14 protein-coding genes and 1 tRNA gene are annotated in these 14,783 nt (G+C 39.2%); 4 read left to right on the top strand and 11 right to left on the bottom strand.

The window, feature by feature from the left end; translation table 11 throughout:
• Positions 1–184 precede the first annotated feature (184 nt).
• Both EKM65_RS09350 and EKM65_RS09345 read right to left on the bottom strand, forming a co-directional pair.
• Positions 185–1,495, bottom strand: coding sequence for a PTS sugar transporter subunit IIC (locus EKM65_RS09350; protein WP_125607810.1), 1,311 nt, complete (start codon positions 1,493–1,495; stop codon positions 185–187).
• A 28-nt stretch (positions 1,496–1,523) separates the two neighbouring features.
• Entirely contained in the window at positions 1,524–2,873 is a 1,350-nt protein-coding gene (locus EKM65_RS09345) for a glycoside hydrolase family 1 protein (RefSeq protein WP_125607808.1), read from the bottom strand.
• 84 nt (positions 2,874–2,957) lie between these two features.
• On the opposite strand from EKM65_RS09345, the gene EKM65_RS09340 reads away from it, so the two are divergent.
• On the top strand, positions 2,958–3,689 hold the full coding sequence (locus EKM65_RS09340; RefSeq protein WP_125607806.1) for a GntR family transcriptional regulator: 732 nt from the start codon (positions 2,958–2,960) through the stop codon (positions 3,687–3,689).
• A gap of 106 nt (positions 3,690–3,795) precedes the next feature.
• Here EKM65_RS09340 and EKM65_RS09335 read toward each other — a convergent pair whose 3' ends face one another.
• The 5 genes from EKM65_RS09335 to EKM65_RS09315 all read right to left on the bottom strand — a co-directional run bounded on the left by EKM65_RS09335 (position 3,796) and on the right by EKM65_RS09315 (position 8,753).
• Positions 3,796–4,290 carry a hypothetical protein gene (locus EKM65_RS09335; protein ID WP_125607804.1) on the bottom strand — a complete coding sequence of 165 codons (495 nt, stop codon included), beginning with the start codon at positions 4,288–4,290 and terminating at the stop codon, positions 3,796–3,798.
• Positions 4,291–5,003: 713 nt separating this feature from the next.
• Positions 5,004–6,191, bottom strand: coding sequence for a cation diffusion facilitator family transporter (locus EKM65_RS09330; RefSeq protein WP_225420444.1), 1,188 nt, complete (start codon positions 6,189–6,191; stop codon positions 5,004–5,006).
• A 122-nt stretch (positions 6,192–6,313) separates the two neighbouring features.
• Entirely contained in the window at positions 6,314–6,859 is a 546-nt protein-coding gene (locus EKM65_RS09325; RefSeq protein ID WP_125607802.1) for a DNA-3-methyladenine glycosylase I, read from the bottom strand.
• 71 nt (positions 6,860–6,930) lie between these two features.
• Entirely contained in the window at positions 6,931–7,416 is a 486-nt protein-coding gene (locus EKM65_RS09320; RefSeq protein ID WP_125607800.1) for a universal stress protein, read from the bottom strand.
• Between the two features lie 185 nt (positions 7,417–7,601).
• The gene (locus EKM65_RS09315; RefSeq protein ID WP_125607798.1) at positions 7,602–8,753 is read right to left on the bottom strand and encodes a glycerate kinase; all 1,152 of its coding nucleotides are present in this window, start codon (positions 8,751–8,753) and stop codon (positions 7,602–7,604) included.
• A 71-nt stretch (positions 8,754–8,824) separates the two neighbouring features.
• Here EKM65_RS09315 and EKM65_RS09310 point away from each other — a divergent pair, with 71 nt between their 5' ends.
• Positions 8,825–9,613, top strand: coding sequence for a tyrosine-protein phosphatase (locus EKM65_RS09310; protein ID WP_125607796.1), 789 nt, complete (start codon positions 8,825–8,827; stop codon positions 9,611–9,613).
• 77 nt (positions 9,614–9,690) lie between these two features.
• On the opposite strand, the gene EKM65_RS09305 is transcribed toward EKM65_RS09310, so the two are convergent.
• From EKM65_RS09305 to EKM65_RS09295, 3 genes are read right to left on the bottom strand one after another with little or no spacing between them, the layout of a single operon-like run.
• Positions 9,691–10,518 (bottom strand): hypothetical protein, encoded by an 828-nt coding sequence (locus EKM65_RS09305; RefSeq protein ID WP_125607794.1) that lies wholly within the window; start codon positions 10,516–10,518, stop codon positions 9,691–9,693.
• Positions 10,519–10,538: 20 nt separating this feature from the next.
• Positions 10,539–11,270: a type I 3-dehydroquinate dehydratase gene (locus EKM65_RS09300; RefSeq protein WP_125607792.1), complete on the bottom strand. Its 732-nt coding sequence runs from the start codon at positions 11,268–11,270 to the stop codon at positions 10,539–10,541.
• Positions 11,271–11,277: 7 nt separating this feature from the next.
• Positions 11,278–12,300: a MerR family transcriptional regulator gene (locus tag EKM65_RS09295; protein WP_125607790.1), complete on the bottom strand. Its 1,023-nt coding sequence runs from the start codon at positions 12,298–12,300 to the stop codon at positions 11,278–11,280.
• Between the two features lie 227 nt (positions 12,301–12,527).
• On the opposite strand from EKM65_RS09295, the gene EKM65_RS09290 reads away from it, so the two are divergent.
• Both EKM65_RS09290 and EKM65_RS09285 read left to right on the top strand, forming a co-directional pair.
• Complete coding sequence (locus EKM65_RS09290; protein ID WP_125607788.1) at positions 12,528–13,892, top strand: hemolysin family protein; 1,365 nt, start codon at positions 12,528–12,530, stop codon at positions 13,890–13,892.
• A 39-nt stretch (positions 13,893–13,931) separates the two neighbouring features.
• Positions 13,932–14,004, top strand: a tRNA-Ala gene (locus EKM65_RS09285).
• An 89-nt stretch (positions 14,005–14,093) separates the two neighbouring features.
• Here the strand turns inward: EKM65_RS09285 and EKM65_RS09280 are convergent.
• On the bottom strand, positions 14,094–14,783 hold the full coding sequence (locus tag EKM65_RS09280) for an SGNH/GDSL hydrolase family protein (protein WP_125607786.1): 690 nt from the start codon (positions 14,781–14,783) through the stop codon (positions 14,094–14,096).

Below are 14,783 nucleotides of genomic sequence, written 5' to 3'. Positions count from 1 at the left end.
CACCAGCTTAAAGATATGCCTTCTAGACCAATTTCTTGCTTTTGGAATTAGTGTTGCATTTGATTTGACAATTCAGGTAATAAAAATAAACCCAAAATTTTAAGAGGCACAAAACGAGGGACCAAATCCATTTTTTTGGATTTGGTCCCTCGTTTTTTTCAGTGAGATCACAGTTTCTAATTGATTAGAGTTCCTGTGCAGCTTTAGCTTGTACACGTTCTGATATTTTCATGAATGGGATATAGAACAGTACCCCTTCAGCAATAATTAACGCTTGAATAACTACTGCACGCCAATCACCACCAGTTGCCAAAAAGCCTGATAACAAAGGCGGTGTTGTCCATGGTACCATCACAATAACACGATTCATGAATCCGATTGATGTAAAGAAGTAAGCAATCAAAATACCGATAACAGGTTGTAATACAAATGGAATCATCATCGGAATGTTAAAAACAATCGGATATCCGAAAATTACTGGTTCATTAATGTTGAAAAGACCAGGGGCAATTGAAAGCTTTGCAATTTCACGGCTAGACTTTACGCGCGAGAAAATAAAAATTGCAATTAGCAAGCAAATCGTTGAACCAGTTCCACCAATCATGCCAAATGTGTCACGAAAAGTATTAGTTAGAATATAAGGAATATGCTTGCCAGCAGATGCAGCAGCCATATTCTTGTTCATGTTGATCAACAGAAGTGGATCAAGTAATGTTCCATTAATTACGGTTTGATGAATACCTAATGTAAAGAGAAAATTACCAACTGAATAGATAAACAACATACCCGGTAAACTTGTATTTACAGCGCGAAGTGGTTCTTGAATACCGGTTGCAATTAAATTAATTAAATCCGTATGACCAATCACGGCCAAAAGTGTTGATATTAATGCAAATAATGATGCTGTTAAAATTGCAGGAATCATTGAGTTAAACGAAGAAGACACGGCTGGTGGTACATTCTCACCAAGATTTATTTGTAATTTTTTTACTTTTGATAACCAAATAAACAACTCAGTAGCAAGTAGGCCAACGATAATACCACCAAACATTCCGGTAGTACCAAGGTTCGAAAAGCTTAAAACACCAGCAATATCAGCTGCTTTTTTTGCACCCGTTGGAATCAAGCTTACAGATAATGGCATCGTCATAATTAAACTTGCTAATGCAATGATTGCAGCGGCAATAGGATTCTTGTATTCACGATTAACTGCTAAACAATATCCGATTGCTGGAGCTAACATTAAACCGGCAATATTTAACGTCCCATTTGCAATTAGGCTACCCCATACTTGTAGGTTGGCTAGCGTTTGACCACTGGCAACCTTTGGGAAAATAACGCTGTTAAATAAAGTCCCTAATCCAGCGAGAATAAATAGCGGCATAATAACGGCAAATGCATCACGTAAAGTACGTAAATGTATTTCATTACCTATTTTACCGGATACTGCAGCAAAGCGATCTAGAAAACTCGGTTTGGTCTTTTCTTGTGCCATGATACTACCTCCTCATATTACTATTTTTTTACAGTTGCTCACCATTTGAAGCAATTACCTTTTTAAACCAATGGAACGATTTCTTGGGAACGCGTTTCATATCTTTTAAGTCATGATTATCACGATTTACATAAACCATTCCATATCTCTTATCCATGTTTCCTGCTGAACTTGGGATATCAATTAGACCCCAACCAAGATAGCCAATACACTCAACTCCATCAATCGTGACAGCGTCTTTCATGGCTTGAATGTGTGCCTGATGATAACGAATCCGATAATCATCATCAATTTCATGAACACCATCCCAATTTTCACGTACACCAATACCATTTTCAATTGGAAAAACCGGAACGTGCGTTTCATTGTAAATTGTCGTTAACACAGTACGAAAACCGAGCGGGTCAATTTGCCAATTCCATTCATTAGTTTGTAGATATGGATTAGTAGTATGCCCAAGAACTCCGTAAAAATTGGGACACGTAGCGACTGGTATCTTAGTGCTATCCAATGTTGCAGTCGAGTAATAGCTAAAGCTAAGAAAATCACTTTTACATTTTTCTATAATTTCCATTTCGTTGGGGTCTAGTAAATCATTCCATCTTTGTTGACGGATATATTGAAGAACCTCGCTTGAATATTTACCCTCTGTAAATAATCGAATCAAATTAGTATCTGCAAACTCTAAGAATTTCCGAGTATGTGCAACATCTTCTGGTAAAGAACTATTCGGATAAACTTCTTGATAAGCAAGCATCCCCCCAATTTGAATATTCGGATAATTATCATGAATTTCATTTGCGATTGCCGCATGACAAGTAATAACATGCTGTTGAATTTGATAAAGGTCTCGTGGTGTACGGTCACCACTGTAGCCACTAATCTTGAATGCTTCTGGTACACCATATAGGTTTTGTTCGTTAAAAGTGATCCAGTATGGTACACGATCTGCAAATCTCTTTACCATTTCTTTTCCATATCTAATAAATGCTGCAACCACATGATCACTCATAAAGCCGTTATAGTCCTCTGCTAAATGTAGTGGCATATCGAAATGGTATAAACAAATCATTGGTGTAATTCCTGCTGCAAGTAACTGATCAATTAAATCAGAATAAAACTTAATGCCCTCTTCATTGAAGTCACCATCACCTGTAGGATTGACACGACTCCACGAAATTTGGAATCTATAGCAATTCATCCCCATTTCTTTCATCAAAGATATATCTTCTGGATATCGGTGATATTCGTCAATCGCAACTTTCCAATCTGAGGCATTTGCTGTTGCTTCTCGAACATCATAAACTGATTTTCCTTTGCCGCCTTCGTTATAAGCGCTTACATTTAACTTGTAAAGACAATTTTTTAATTTGTAAATTCATATATTGAAAACTATCTGAATTATTAATTGGTATTCATAATAATAAATGAGTAAAATGGATAGTTATAAGGAGGCAATGCCATGTCAAAATACGCAGACATCGCTCAGAACATTCGACATGAGATTAAATCCGGTGTCTATGCTCCTGGCACATCACTGCCCGATCAAAAAAGTATGGCAGCAAATTTTCATACGAGCCGAATGACCTTACAAAAAGCACTCGACTTACTAAAAACCGAGGGATACCTATATAGTCAACAAGGGGCTGGTACTTTCGTTAAATACAATGCTGATAGCCTCGTAAACATGGACATCGGTGTAGATCAATATGTTGGCACAACCGAACTATTAGGGCCAAAACACAAAGTGGATAGCCGGATTGTCAGCTTCAATTTACGATATCCCACTGAAATTGAACAAGAAAAGTTGGCTTTGTCAGCAACCCAAGTAATTTACGACATTGTTCGGGCACGGTGGGTGGATGATGAACCTTACGCACTTGAATATACAAAAATGCCTGTTGAGTTAATTCCCAACATAGATGAAACTGTTTTGAAGCAATCAATCTACCAATATATCGAGAATACCTTAGGTTTGCAGATTGGTTCTGCATTTCGACGAATTGAGGCTCGACGATCAACACTAGAAGATATTAAACAGCTAAATATTCTGCCCGAAGATCCTGTATTAGTCGTAACAAATATTGTTTATCTAGCAGACGGAAGGCCGTTTGAATATTCAAAAACACATCAACGTTCTGATAAATCTCATTTCTCCATATTTGTTTCTGGAAGAACTCACGAACCTCATTAGCCATATAACCTATATTTCCAATAAAAACAGTCACAAAAATAGCCCTTCAATACTGAACTTAGTCAGGTTCAGTATTGAAGGGCTATTTTTAATCAACTATTATGTTTTAATTCTCTTGTTCCCATTCTGATAATGAGTTAGCTGCTAATAATAAACTTACTGCAGCATCTTTAGAGAGATTTTGTTGTACTAATCCAAAGCCACCAACGTTGGCAACTGCACCGACAACTTCTAAGCCATAAGTAATCAAATTTAAGTCTTTGCGAGCAGAATAACCACCGCTGAAATTATCTTCATGATTATAAGCAAAGTTAATCTGGCCTTCAGTTAATGAACCGTCCACGTGATTGATCAATACCCGATCCTGTAACTGGCTCAGTGGCTCTACATCGCCTTGCAACGTCAGTTTATGATCGGATGTTGTCGCATAATAGTCGTCTTGACTCATCTGCAAGTATGCCGTCACTGGTTGATCAAAAATTTTTAATTCAGTGACAATATTATAAACTTGCTTGGCATCAAATTGTGTTCGCCGCGCAATAATATCATTACTATTTTCTTCAAGCCAATCTGCATATTGTTTGATTACATCGCGTTCCATGAATATCCTCCTAGAATAAACAACAAAATACACACCGAGCTTCTTGCAAAAACTAAGAAGCCATTAATTATCAAATTGTGTATTTAACTAATTTAAATCATTATTTAGATACTTTTTTATGTTTACTATGTTTTATTTTACTTGTCTAACTATGACTTAACAAGGGGCTGAACTGTTTTTATGATTCGGCTTGCGCTGACAACGGAAGCTGAGTGAAAATCATCGTCTTTTTTGCGTTTGGAAACGTGCTCAAGACAACTGGGTGTCATGTATTTAAGCGTGAATCTTGCTGCGTTGTCACGCATCAATCTTCCTGTTTAAATACAAACACCCAACCCGTTGTCTTTCGCACTCTATTTGAAATGTGCTCAAGTCAACTGGGTGTCGTGTATTTAAGCGTGAATCTTGCTGCATTAACATGCATCAATCTTCCCGTTTAAATACAAACACCCAACCCGTTGTCTTTCGCACTCTAATTTTGAAACGTGCTCAAGTCAACTGGCGACAGTGAATTTAAGTGTGAATCTCCTTGCGCTGTCACGCAATGATCTTCCCATTTAAATTCATATCGCCAACCCGTTGTCTTTCGCACTCTGATCTGAAACGTGCTCAAGTCAACTGGGTGTCGTGTATTTAAGCGTGAATCTTGCTGCGTTTACACGCATCAATCTTCCCGTTTAAATACAAACACCCAACCCGTTGTCTTTCGCGCTCTAAATTAATGTGTGATCGTCGCCAATATAATGATGGTCGAAGGTAATTTCTGCTGTTACTTGGCCTAAGATTTTGCGTAGATCGTGGTTGATTGAGACCAACAATTCGTCGTCACTCGTCGTAATATGTTCAGGGACCACGACGTCGAATTGGATTAATTCATCTCCGTTGATCAGTTCTTCCACATGAAAGTCATGGGTAGTTAGTCCTAATTCATAATGCTGAATTACTGCCTGCACCGCTTCATAAATTCGGGCATATTTTTGATTATTAATATCAATTGGATCAATATGGCAAACCAAATGAATCTGCGCTTGATGCCAAAAATCATGTTCAATTTTGTCGGTCACATGATGTGCTTGGTTCAGCGTCCAGTTACTATCGAATTCCACGTGTACCGAAGCAAAAATCATGTTGGGGCCATATTGATGAATTAACAAATCATGGAAACCCAAAATATCATCGTAGGTTCTCAATAAAGTATCCATTCTTTCAACGAGTTCAGCTGCTGGTTGATGGCCTAATAAGTCATTGATAAATGTTCGAATCAAACTGGCCGCACTAATTAAAATATAAACGGCGACGCCTAACCCGACCCAGCCGTCCAATCGCCAGCCAGTTCGTGCTTGAACTAATGCCGAAAATAAAACCGCTGCAGTTGTAAAAACATCATTCAAACTATCTTTCGCAGTCGCAATCAAAGTTGCTGAATCAATCTGTCGCCCTACTGAGTGGTAAAAATAAACTTGAGCTAATTTTAAACCAATCGAGATAATTAAAATCAGATAAACGGCCAGACTTATTTTGATAGCACTAGGCGAAATAATCTTATCAACCGAGCTTTTAATAAACTGTAACCCTACAAACATAATTACGATTGAAATTAGCAAACCGGAGATTGATTCCGAGCGCTCATGACCAAAAGGATGTTCGTGATCAGGTTTCTTCTTGGCCATCTTAAACCCAATCACCGTTAAACCGGATGACAACATATCGGATAAATGATTGATGGCATCGGTAATAATTGAAATACTACCTGAAAAAATACCGGTGAATATTTTTAAAATGAATAAAATTAAGTTGGAACCTAAGCCAACCGATCCAGCAAGAATACCGTAACTGGTTCGTTGTTCGATGGGCGTTTGTTGCGCAATTTTTTTCTTAAAATATTTCAGGAATAAATACAATTGATCACCTCTTAAACAACATTAATCTATCAGGTTCGTTGATTTAGGAATCGGGACGAAAATCTCGGTTCCTTTTTTATTTTATGTTGTTGTGAGACGAGCGTCTAAATTTTAGCCTAGTCTTATTTAAAGGGACAACCATCGACATGATCGTTGATCAGACCGGCCCCTTGCAGAAACGAATAAATAATCGTTGGTCCCACGAATTTAAAGCCCTGCTGTTTTAATGCTTTAGAAACACGTTCAGATAATGCTGACGTGGCAGGAACCTCTGTATCAGTTTGCGGGTGATTAATAAGCGGTTGATCATCAACGAATGACCACAAGTATTGACCAAAGCCGCCATCAGCTTCTAATTGTAAAACAGCTTGGGCATTGGTGATTGCTGCTTCAATCTTTCGACGATTACGAATAATAGCTGGATCTTGCATTAATCTTTCAACATCCGTCGCCGTCATCTGAGCCACATGATGAGGTTCAAAGTTTTGAAAATCCTGTTCAAAGGCCGCGCGTTTGTTCAAGACGGTTTGCCAACTCAAACCCGCTTGAAAAGTCTCCAAACATAATAAACCAAACAACTTTTGGGAATCATGTTCTGGCTTACCCCATTCAGTATCATGATATTGCTGCATTGCAGGCGACGATTGTGCCCAAGTACATTCTGTCATTAAAAAAACCTCCACTTATTCTTCTGCTTACATTCTAACAGAAAGAACAAACTAGAGGTTATGGTCTCAACTTATTTAACTTTGTGGTATTGGTTCTCCAAGTCAGTTCGAACAATTAAAACGTCACAAGGAGCATGACGATTAACATACTCGGTAACTGAGCCAACCAGCACACGTTCAATTGCATTCAAACCGGTTGCACCAATCATAATCAAGTCGTTATGATGATCTTCTGGAAAATCACGGGAAATAACAACTTTAGGATTGCCAAACCGAACGTGAATATCAATGTCTTCGTCTTTAAAACCATCATGATCTAAGGCTGCCTCTTTAACATTCTCCAAATAACTTTGCGCGTCTTCAGAGATTTGATAAATAGCATCGCCAGTTAAACCACCACCGTAATTACCAACAAATTGTTTCGTATCTAAAATCGTTAAAATATCCAAATGAGCATGGTTGGTTTGCGCGACACGTTTAGCCTTTGTAAACGCTAATTCTGCCTCGGGCGAACCGTCCATTGGGACCAATATACGTTTATATTCTTGCTCTGACATGTTGAAACACCTGCTTTCTTTCCTCTAACCAAATCATAACTTTTAGCAACCACTATTTCAAGAATAAAGAATTTAGAAGCAGCACAAAACAGCTGAGAACTGAAAAATGGCTGAGAACCAGATTAGAAAATCTTCTCGTCAATTCTAAGCCATCATAAAATTTAACCCACCGATCAAAATTTTGCTTAATTAATTAGTTTAGCCATTTCATGGGTGGTTAAGTACAGGCTTTGTTGTAATTCTCGTTCCGAAGTTGGCACATGCTCTTCAATAATCGGTAACTTAATGCCAACAATTTTTGATAGCACAATCGTACTGACCAAAGGCAAGTTCCATGCTTCAGCTGGCGTAATACGAATAAGCGTCATGAGGACGGTCCGAATCTTTTGCTCGTCACAGAACTTCGCTAATTTGCCAATGAAGGAACTGACGAAGCGTGTTTGATTAACTTGATCCGTTGCTAGAAAGGCGGCGTCAACATCTGCCAATTCTTTTTGCAAATCTAAACGTTCAAACAGCCATTGATAAGTACTATTGGAAATCGTTGCATCTAAGCAAGCTAGTGCGCCAGCAATACCACCGCCAGCACCTGCACCAACAATTGTACTCAGATCAATATTTCGTTCTTTACGAATCGTACGATTAAATTGACTCGTCCGTAAATCAAGCCGTACCAGTTGTTCTGACAGCAGCCCAATTTCACGACCATTATTAACCAGCCGACTATCTGGGCCAGTAAAAGTTGCCGTTTCCCGAACTAGCACGGTGAGCTTAACATTCTTTAATAATTCGTCAGGCTTAGCAAAATCAATATGCCCAAAATTGATTAACGGATTCTCACCAACGGGAATCGGATCGCCACTCTCATCAGTGATCACCGCACCTAAGGCCTGTAACATACCTAAGCCACCATCAATCATACTCGTGTCGTCAATTAACAACACAACTTCTTTAGCCTCATTCGTTACCGCATCAAGAATTAATTGTCCCAGACCATAACTAGAAGCATGGAATAAATCATGATTAGCATATTGACCAGTTAATTGCCGATCTGTAAAATCTGACGTGTCAATAACTGCCGTTTGTTGATCCGCAAACTTGGTTAACAAATAAGTGATTTTAGTGCTTTCCCAATTTGGTCCGTAATAAACGAAATCCTGGAGATCACCACTATTCCATTGTTGCAAATCATTAATTAGATTTTGTTGTTGACCATCAAATGGTAGCAAAATGAATTCTGAAGGTTCTTTTTCAACAAGCCCTTGTTGAATTAAACCGCGGCTAATTGACGCATTTAATTCTGGCGTTAAATCTTGACTGGCTACAAGTATTTTCATAACGACACCTATCTTTTTATTATTTTCTGGTATGATTAACTTATTCTATTACGGAAAGGAACTCAATCATAATGACTGCACGACTTCTAAACATTCAGCAAGGTAGCAACTTTCGTGAACTTGGCGGTTACCAAACTCAGAACGGTCAGCAAGTGAAATACCACAAGATTCTTCGTTCCGGCAATCTTGCCAATTTAACCGATGCTGATTTAAATTACTTAACCGATTATGGGGTTGTTAAAAGTATTGACTTCCGTTCACCTCAAGAAGTAAAAACTGCCCCAGATCGCTTAACACCTCAGATGACTTATGCCTTTGATCCGGTGTTTCGCGTTGATGAAACTGAAAGCACGCGCGACGATGAAGCAAGTTACTATCAGAAACTTAGTCAAACACCTGGCATCGGCCATCGCCAAATGCTTTCCGCATACCATAATCTTATCACGGACACTCACCCACAGAAAGCCTACCATCAATTTTTTGAACTTCTCTTAACAAATACGCAAGATAATCAGGCTGTTTTGTTTCATTGCACAGCTGGAAAAGATCGAACTGGCATTGGTGCCTACTTATTTTTGCGAGCTTTAGGTGTTGATCAACAAACCGCTGAAGAAGATTATTTATTTACTAATAACGTGATTAAAGATGAAGTTAACCAGATGATTGCCGATCTACCTAGTGATAATCAAAATCTAGTCGATAGCATCCGTTCTTTCCAATCCGTCAAGATGGCCTATTTGGCACAAGCCCAGACCGAAATTCGCGACATAGCTGGCAATATTAATCATTATTTAGAGACCGTACTCGATTTATCTAGTCACGATTTACGTGATTTAAAGAAAATATATTTGCAGAATTAAAATTAAAAAATCCTGGTAATCTTGCGAACATCAAACGCAAGATTACCAGGATTTTATTTTAACCGCTAAATACAGTATTACTGAATATCGTTAGGCATTTGGTTCTTAACGTAAGTTGCACTGACCTTATTTTTCGACATCGTTAATTGCGTCCACGTTTCATTAGCAATATAGGTCTCTGTCGTTACTTTACCATTTTGATTCGTTAGTTTAATTTCAACACCCAACTTATTATTTTGAGTCGTGGTTGCCTGAAAATGACCGGTCTCTACTTGTTTAGTTGCACTATTATAACGTTGATATTGACCGTCTGGATCAAAGTTAGTTGTAAGTTGTGTTTCCGCAGTCTCATCGGTGTCCATCCAAGTTCCGACTAATAAGTTTTTAGCGGTGGTTGGTTCTTGATTCAACGCCGCCGGCAAGCGTACTGAGGTTGTCGTTCCAATATTTGTGGCTGCTTTTTGTAATGTGAACTGACCGAAGCCGACGATGAACAGTGACTTATTTTGCTTAGAAAACGCCAGGCCCAGATAATTACCAATACCGCCGATTGATTGGTCAAGGCCATGAATCTTTAACAAAATTTGGTGACTGTATGCGCCCACTAGTTGATAAGTTCCATCAGTCTTCGCACCAGCAGCCGTCTGGTAAATCCATTTACCATTAGCCTGGAAATTGAAAACAGCACCACCACTATTTTTCCACTGCCCGACTAACGGAATAGTCGTTAAATCCGTCTTAACCACTTTTTTCGGTTTAGTTTTGGTAACTTTAGCAGTCGTGCTTGCAGTGGTCGCAGATTTTTGCTTAGTCGTTGCAGTACCACAACTACTTAATAGCATGACCAGTGCGATTAAAATCCCGCCTAGCTTGAGCGTCTGTTTACGGATTGCTTGTTTTTGCATTCGATCGCCTCCTAATCTAATTAGATTAATGATTGATCCAACTGTATTAACGGTAATTGTCCCGGTGCTGATCCTTGCGCTGTCAATGCGCCAAAGCTAAGTGTTGAACCAAAAATTGGCCCTAACTGCCGCGTAATTTGGCCAGCACTTCCCATCGCCATCGTTATTAGTGGCCGTGGGCTTTGATAACGCATTTTCAAAGTAGCGTTCAATAAATCCAGACTATTTTGTGGTGTTTGTGCGTGAACAGCGAGTTTAATAATCTCGTCGTTAGCTGCTAACCGGCTTAACCATTGTAAGTCACACCAATTTTGCCAATAAGTGCGTGTGCATAGCCGGTGGCAACTGTAGATTAATTGTTGAGCAGCAGATTTTTGCAATTCGTTTTTTAGAGCGGTCCAATCAGCGACTTGAGCCGGCATAATGTCCAACAAATCCCAATCTAAGTTTTGACTGATAGTCACCAGTTGCTGGGTATAAGTCACACGATTTAGAACAGACCGACCGCCCTCCTCTGCTGTTCGCAAAGTTATCAATAAGGGAGCTTGCGGTAATTGCTGACGTAAGAGCCGATTACCATTCTGTAATGACAACGGGCTAAAATTCTGCCAATAATCAAGACGCCATTCAACCAATAACTGATGTTGCAATTGTAAGTCATTAATTAAACCCAACTGACTGCTTAATTCAGCCGGATTGGCTGCGGTAACACTAACACCCAGCCAACTATCATTGCGTGAAATAATCTTCATCGTTGGATTACTTCTTCAACATCTTCTGCCACCAAGACTTTTTCTTGTTATCATTTTCAGAAGTTGCTTGCGCATCTTCAACATCTGCTGATGCACTAACCCCTGTGGTTGCACTTGCAGCTGCTTTAGTCACAGCAGCTTTTGTGTCGGCTACATTCGGGGTTGTCGTTGGGACATCGTGAGCTGCTTGCGATTTATCTTCAGCGACTTGTTTGGCTGACTCCTCGACCTTTTCGTCTGGAGCTGGCTCTGATTTAGTAACCATTTCTGCAACGACTTCTTTAGCCGCCGTAGTTGCCGATTGTTTGGTAGCGTCTGATTGATGGTCGGTGTTTTCAATTGTTGCTTTTTCGTCTTCAGCTTTAACAACAGCAGTTTGTTCAGTCGCTGTTGATGCGGCCGTTTCTTCACTACCAGTCACAACTGCGTCGGCTTTTTTGCTTGACTCGTCCTTAACTACTGGCTGTACTTCTTCATTGGCAACTGTTGGCTCTGTATAATTCAAGCCAGAATCGCTCACTATTTTTGAATTAGCATTCGCTGACTTAGGTTCTGTTTGAGGTGTTAAAGAAATCGTTTTTAAAACTTGGGGCTCTTGTTCAACTTGATCGTGATCGACTTCAGCAACAGGTGCCGTAGCTTCGATATTATCAAGTCGTTTCGTTAAAATTGCAACTTCTGCAGCGGTTTGTTTTAATTGCGCACTCAATTGCTGAATTTGTGCAGTCAAAGCGTCGTTGTCAACTGCATCACGATTAACACTTGTCTTGGAAACAGTCTTTGGCGTAGCATTACCAAAAATTTTAGCGGCTGCTTTTTGTAAGGTTAAACTATTCTGCTTGCTGTAATCGACTAACTCTTGAATATCCTGCAAATCTTTTTCTGTGTATGAGCGCACATTTTGGTGATTTCGCGGGAAGTAATTAGAATCACTAGCCGCCTCTTCTATCAATAAAGAATATTTGCGCAAAGTCGGAACACTGATATGTAATTTCTCTGCTACCTGTGATGGTGTATATGTTGTTTCCATTTGTCTAAAACACTCCTAATAAGTTAGTCATTACTTGTCAATCTATACGCGATCAACGAGCTCACTGTTAATTATAAACGCCGTTATAACGTCACGCAACATTTGCTGACAAATTTTATCTCACACAAAGTAACTAAATTGCGTAATAATCAGCTCATTAAGGATAATTCTGATCAAATTAATGATAAAATGAACGAGTAGTAATAAATTAATTGGAGACTTTTTGCGTGAGTACAAATACCTTAATCACAAATTTAATCGTTATCTTAATTACCTTCGTTGTGGCCTACTTCTTCGTTGCAGCCGAATTTGCACTAGTTCAAACCAGAAGTAGTCAGATTGAAGATCAACTAGAACAAGGCCTCGGTAGCAGAGCTAAACTTGCTCGTGCTTTGAAGATGACCCAGAACCTGAACGAATATTTATCAACCACTCAAGTCGGGACGAGTTTAACCGGGATTCTCTTAGGTTGGATCGGTGAAACCACCATTGAACAATTGCTGGTTGATTTCTTTGGCTGGGCTCATTTTGCTTCAGGCAATACATTGCACGTGTTGGGTGCCGTTATAGGTATTGTTTTATTGACCTATTTAGAAGTTGTCATCACCGAAATTGTCCCTAAAAATATTAGTATCGATTTCCCCTTAAAAGTTCTAATGCAGGTTGTAACGCCATTATATTGGTTCCATACTTTATTCTACCCATTCGTTTGGTTATTAAACACCTCTGCATCTTTAATCGTCCGACTTTTAGGAATGCCTGTTGCTGACGAGGAGAACGAAGTCTTTTCACAGTCAGAAATCTTACGACTTTCAAAAATTGCTGTTTCTGGTGGCAGCCTCGATAAAAACGATCTTCTTTATATGGAACGTGCTTTCGAATTAAATGATCGTGACGCTAAAGACATTATGACTGACCGAACTGAATTAACCGTGATTGATGTTTCTCAAGATGTCGATGCAGCCTTGGCTGTCTATCTAAACGAGGGTTACAGCCGTATTCCCGTAACTAAAGATAATAACAAAGATGATTTAGTCGGCTATGTTTATATTTATGATATTGTACAGCAGGCTCAACAAGGTCATAGCAAGCAATCGCTCAGTCACATTTTGCGGGCTTTAATTAATGTTCCTGAGAGCATGGCAGTTCACGAAATTCTCAGCTTAATGATCAGTAAACAGGCGCCGGTCGTCGTTGTCGTCGATGAATATGGTGGTACAAGTGGGATTGTCACTGATAAGGATATTTACGAAGAGTTATTCGGCTCCGTTCATGATGAAATTGATGATGTTTCTGATGAGTACATCATCAAACAACCGGATGGCACAGTAAAGGTCAGCGGTAAAACGACGTTATATGATTTTGAACGCTACTTCCGCGATAAGGTTCCTGAATTCCAAGATTCCGACATTATCACCATTGGCGGTTATTTTATGGAGAACAATTCAGAATTGAAAGTTAATCAGACGTTTAGGCTGGACAATTATAATTTCAAACTTACCGAAGTTGAACATGGTTTTATGAACTGGTTCAGCGTTACTAAAGTCACACCGGCATTGCTAACAAGTTCCACTAATAAAAAAGAAGACTAGTCAAAACAATCTTTTTGCGCTAAACTATAATCAGTTATTGGGCCTTTAGCTCAGTTGGGAGAGCGCCTGCTTCGCATGTAGGAGGTCATCGGTTCAAGTCCGACAAGGTCCATTGATCATAACTTACTTCAGCGCAAACAAAGAGAGATGGAATAAATTATTCGTTCCATCTCTCTTTGTTTACACTTTAATAACTGACGTTCATGGCATTCCAATCATATAGCGTGCTAACGATAAACTTGCCCGTTGATAACCAGCATTATTAGGATGCAACCCATCTAAAGTGTAAGATTTAATATTTAGCATATTGATTCCACTCTGTGTGTATCCATCCCAAACTGGAAGAGCATATAAATTTGCTAATTGTATAATACGTTTACGATAATCATCCAGCCGATATCCAGCCTTGTTTTTAGAATAAATATCATAGCCAACGCGATCACGCTGCAATGGTGTCATCAATACAATCTGTTGTTCTTGATTAATTGTCAATATCCTTTCAATTGCCGACTGCAACGCACCAGTAGTTTGCGTACGGTTAAATTGAGAACGAACATGAAGAATATCACCCAGTGGAACATCTAATCGATAGTCATTTGTTCCTGCTGCAATTAATACAAGATCAGTTGGAGAATAATGTTGCTCAATAAAGTCAGCAATACTATCTCGTTCTGGCACCCCTACTGCAAACGGTGATCCTGATAGGCCATAATTAGTTACTTCGGCGAATTCTAACAAATTTTTAAGCCATGATTCATAACCAACCGCAATTGTACCATCCGGTTGCGCGCGCCCGTCATAACGAACAATAGAATCGCCAAACATTGCCATTTTTTGACCGATAAATCGCTGACTATTCAAGTTCTTTAAATATTGCGCTACCTCAACCAT

It is taken from the genome of Lapidilactobacillus bayanensis, assembly GCF_003946695.1.
Classification (GTDB): Bacteria; Bacillota; Bacilli; order Lactobacillales; family Lactobacillaceae; genus Lapidilactobacillus; species Lapidilactobacillus bayanensis.
Note: the sequence above shows the minus strand (reverse complement) of the source record. Positions and strands in the feature narration are given on the sequence as shown.

Coding starts and splice junctions, on each gene's coding strand:
- EKM65_RS09350 (WP_125607810.1), bottom strand. CDS start 1,495: ATGGCACAAGAAAAGACCAAACCGAGTTTTCTAGATCGCTTTGCTGCA.
- EKM65_RS09325 (WP_125607802.1), bottom strand. CDS start 6,859: ATGACAGAATGTACTTGGGCACAATCGTCGCCTGCAATGCAGCAATAT.
- EKM65_RS09340 (WP_125607806.1), top strand. CDS start 2,958: ATGTCAAAATACGCAGACATCGCTCAGAACATTCGACATGAGATTAAA.
- EKM65_RS09335 (WP_125607804.1), bottom strand. CDS start 4,290: ATGGAACGCGATGTAATCAAACAATATGCAGATTGGCTTGAAGAAAAT.
- EKM65_RS09320 (WP_125607800.1), bottom strand. CDS start 7,416: ATGTCAGAGCAAGAATATAAACGTATATTGGTCCCAATGGACGGTTCG.
- EKM65_RS09280 (WP_125607786.1), bottom strand. CDS start 14,783: ATGGTTGAGGTAGCGCAATATTTAAAGAACTTGAATAGTCAGCGATTT.
- EKM65_RS09310 (WP_125607796.1), top strand. CDS start 8,825: ATGACTGCACGACTTCTAAACATTCAGCAAGGTAGCAACTTTCGTGAA.
- EKM65_RS09305 (WP_125607794.1), bottom strand. CDS start 10,518: ATGCAAAAACAAGCAATCCGTAAACAGACGCTCAAGCTAGGCGGGATT.
- EKM65_RS09300 (WP_125607792.1), bottom strand. CDS start 11,270: ATGAAGATTATTTCACGCAATGATAGTTGGCTGGGTGTTAGTGTTACC.
- EKM65_RS09295 (WP_125607790.1), bottom strand. CDS start 12,300: ATGGAAACAACATATACACCATCACAGGTAGCAGAGAAATTACATATC.
- EKM65_RS09315 (WP_125607798.1), bottom strand. CDS start 8,753: ATGAAAATACTTGTAGCCAGTCAAGATTTAACGCCAGAATTAAATGCG.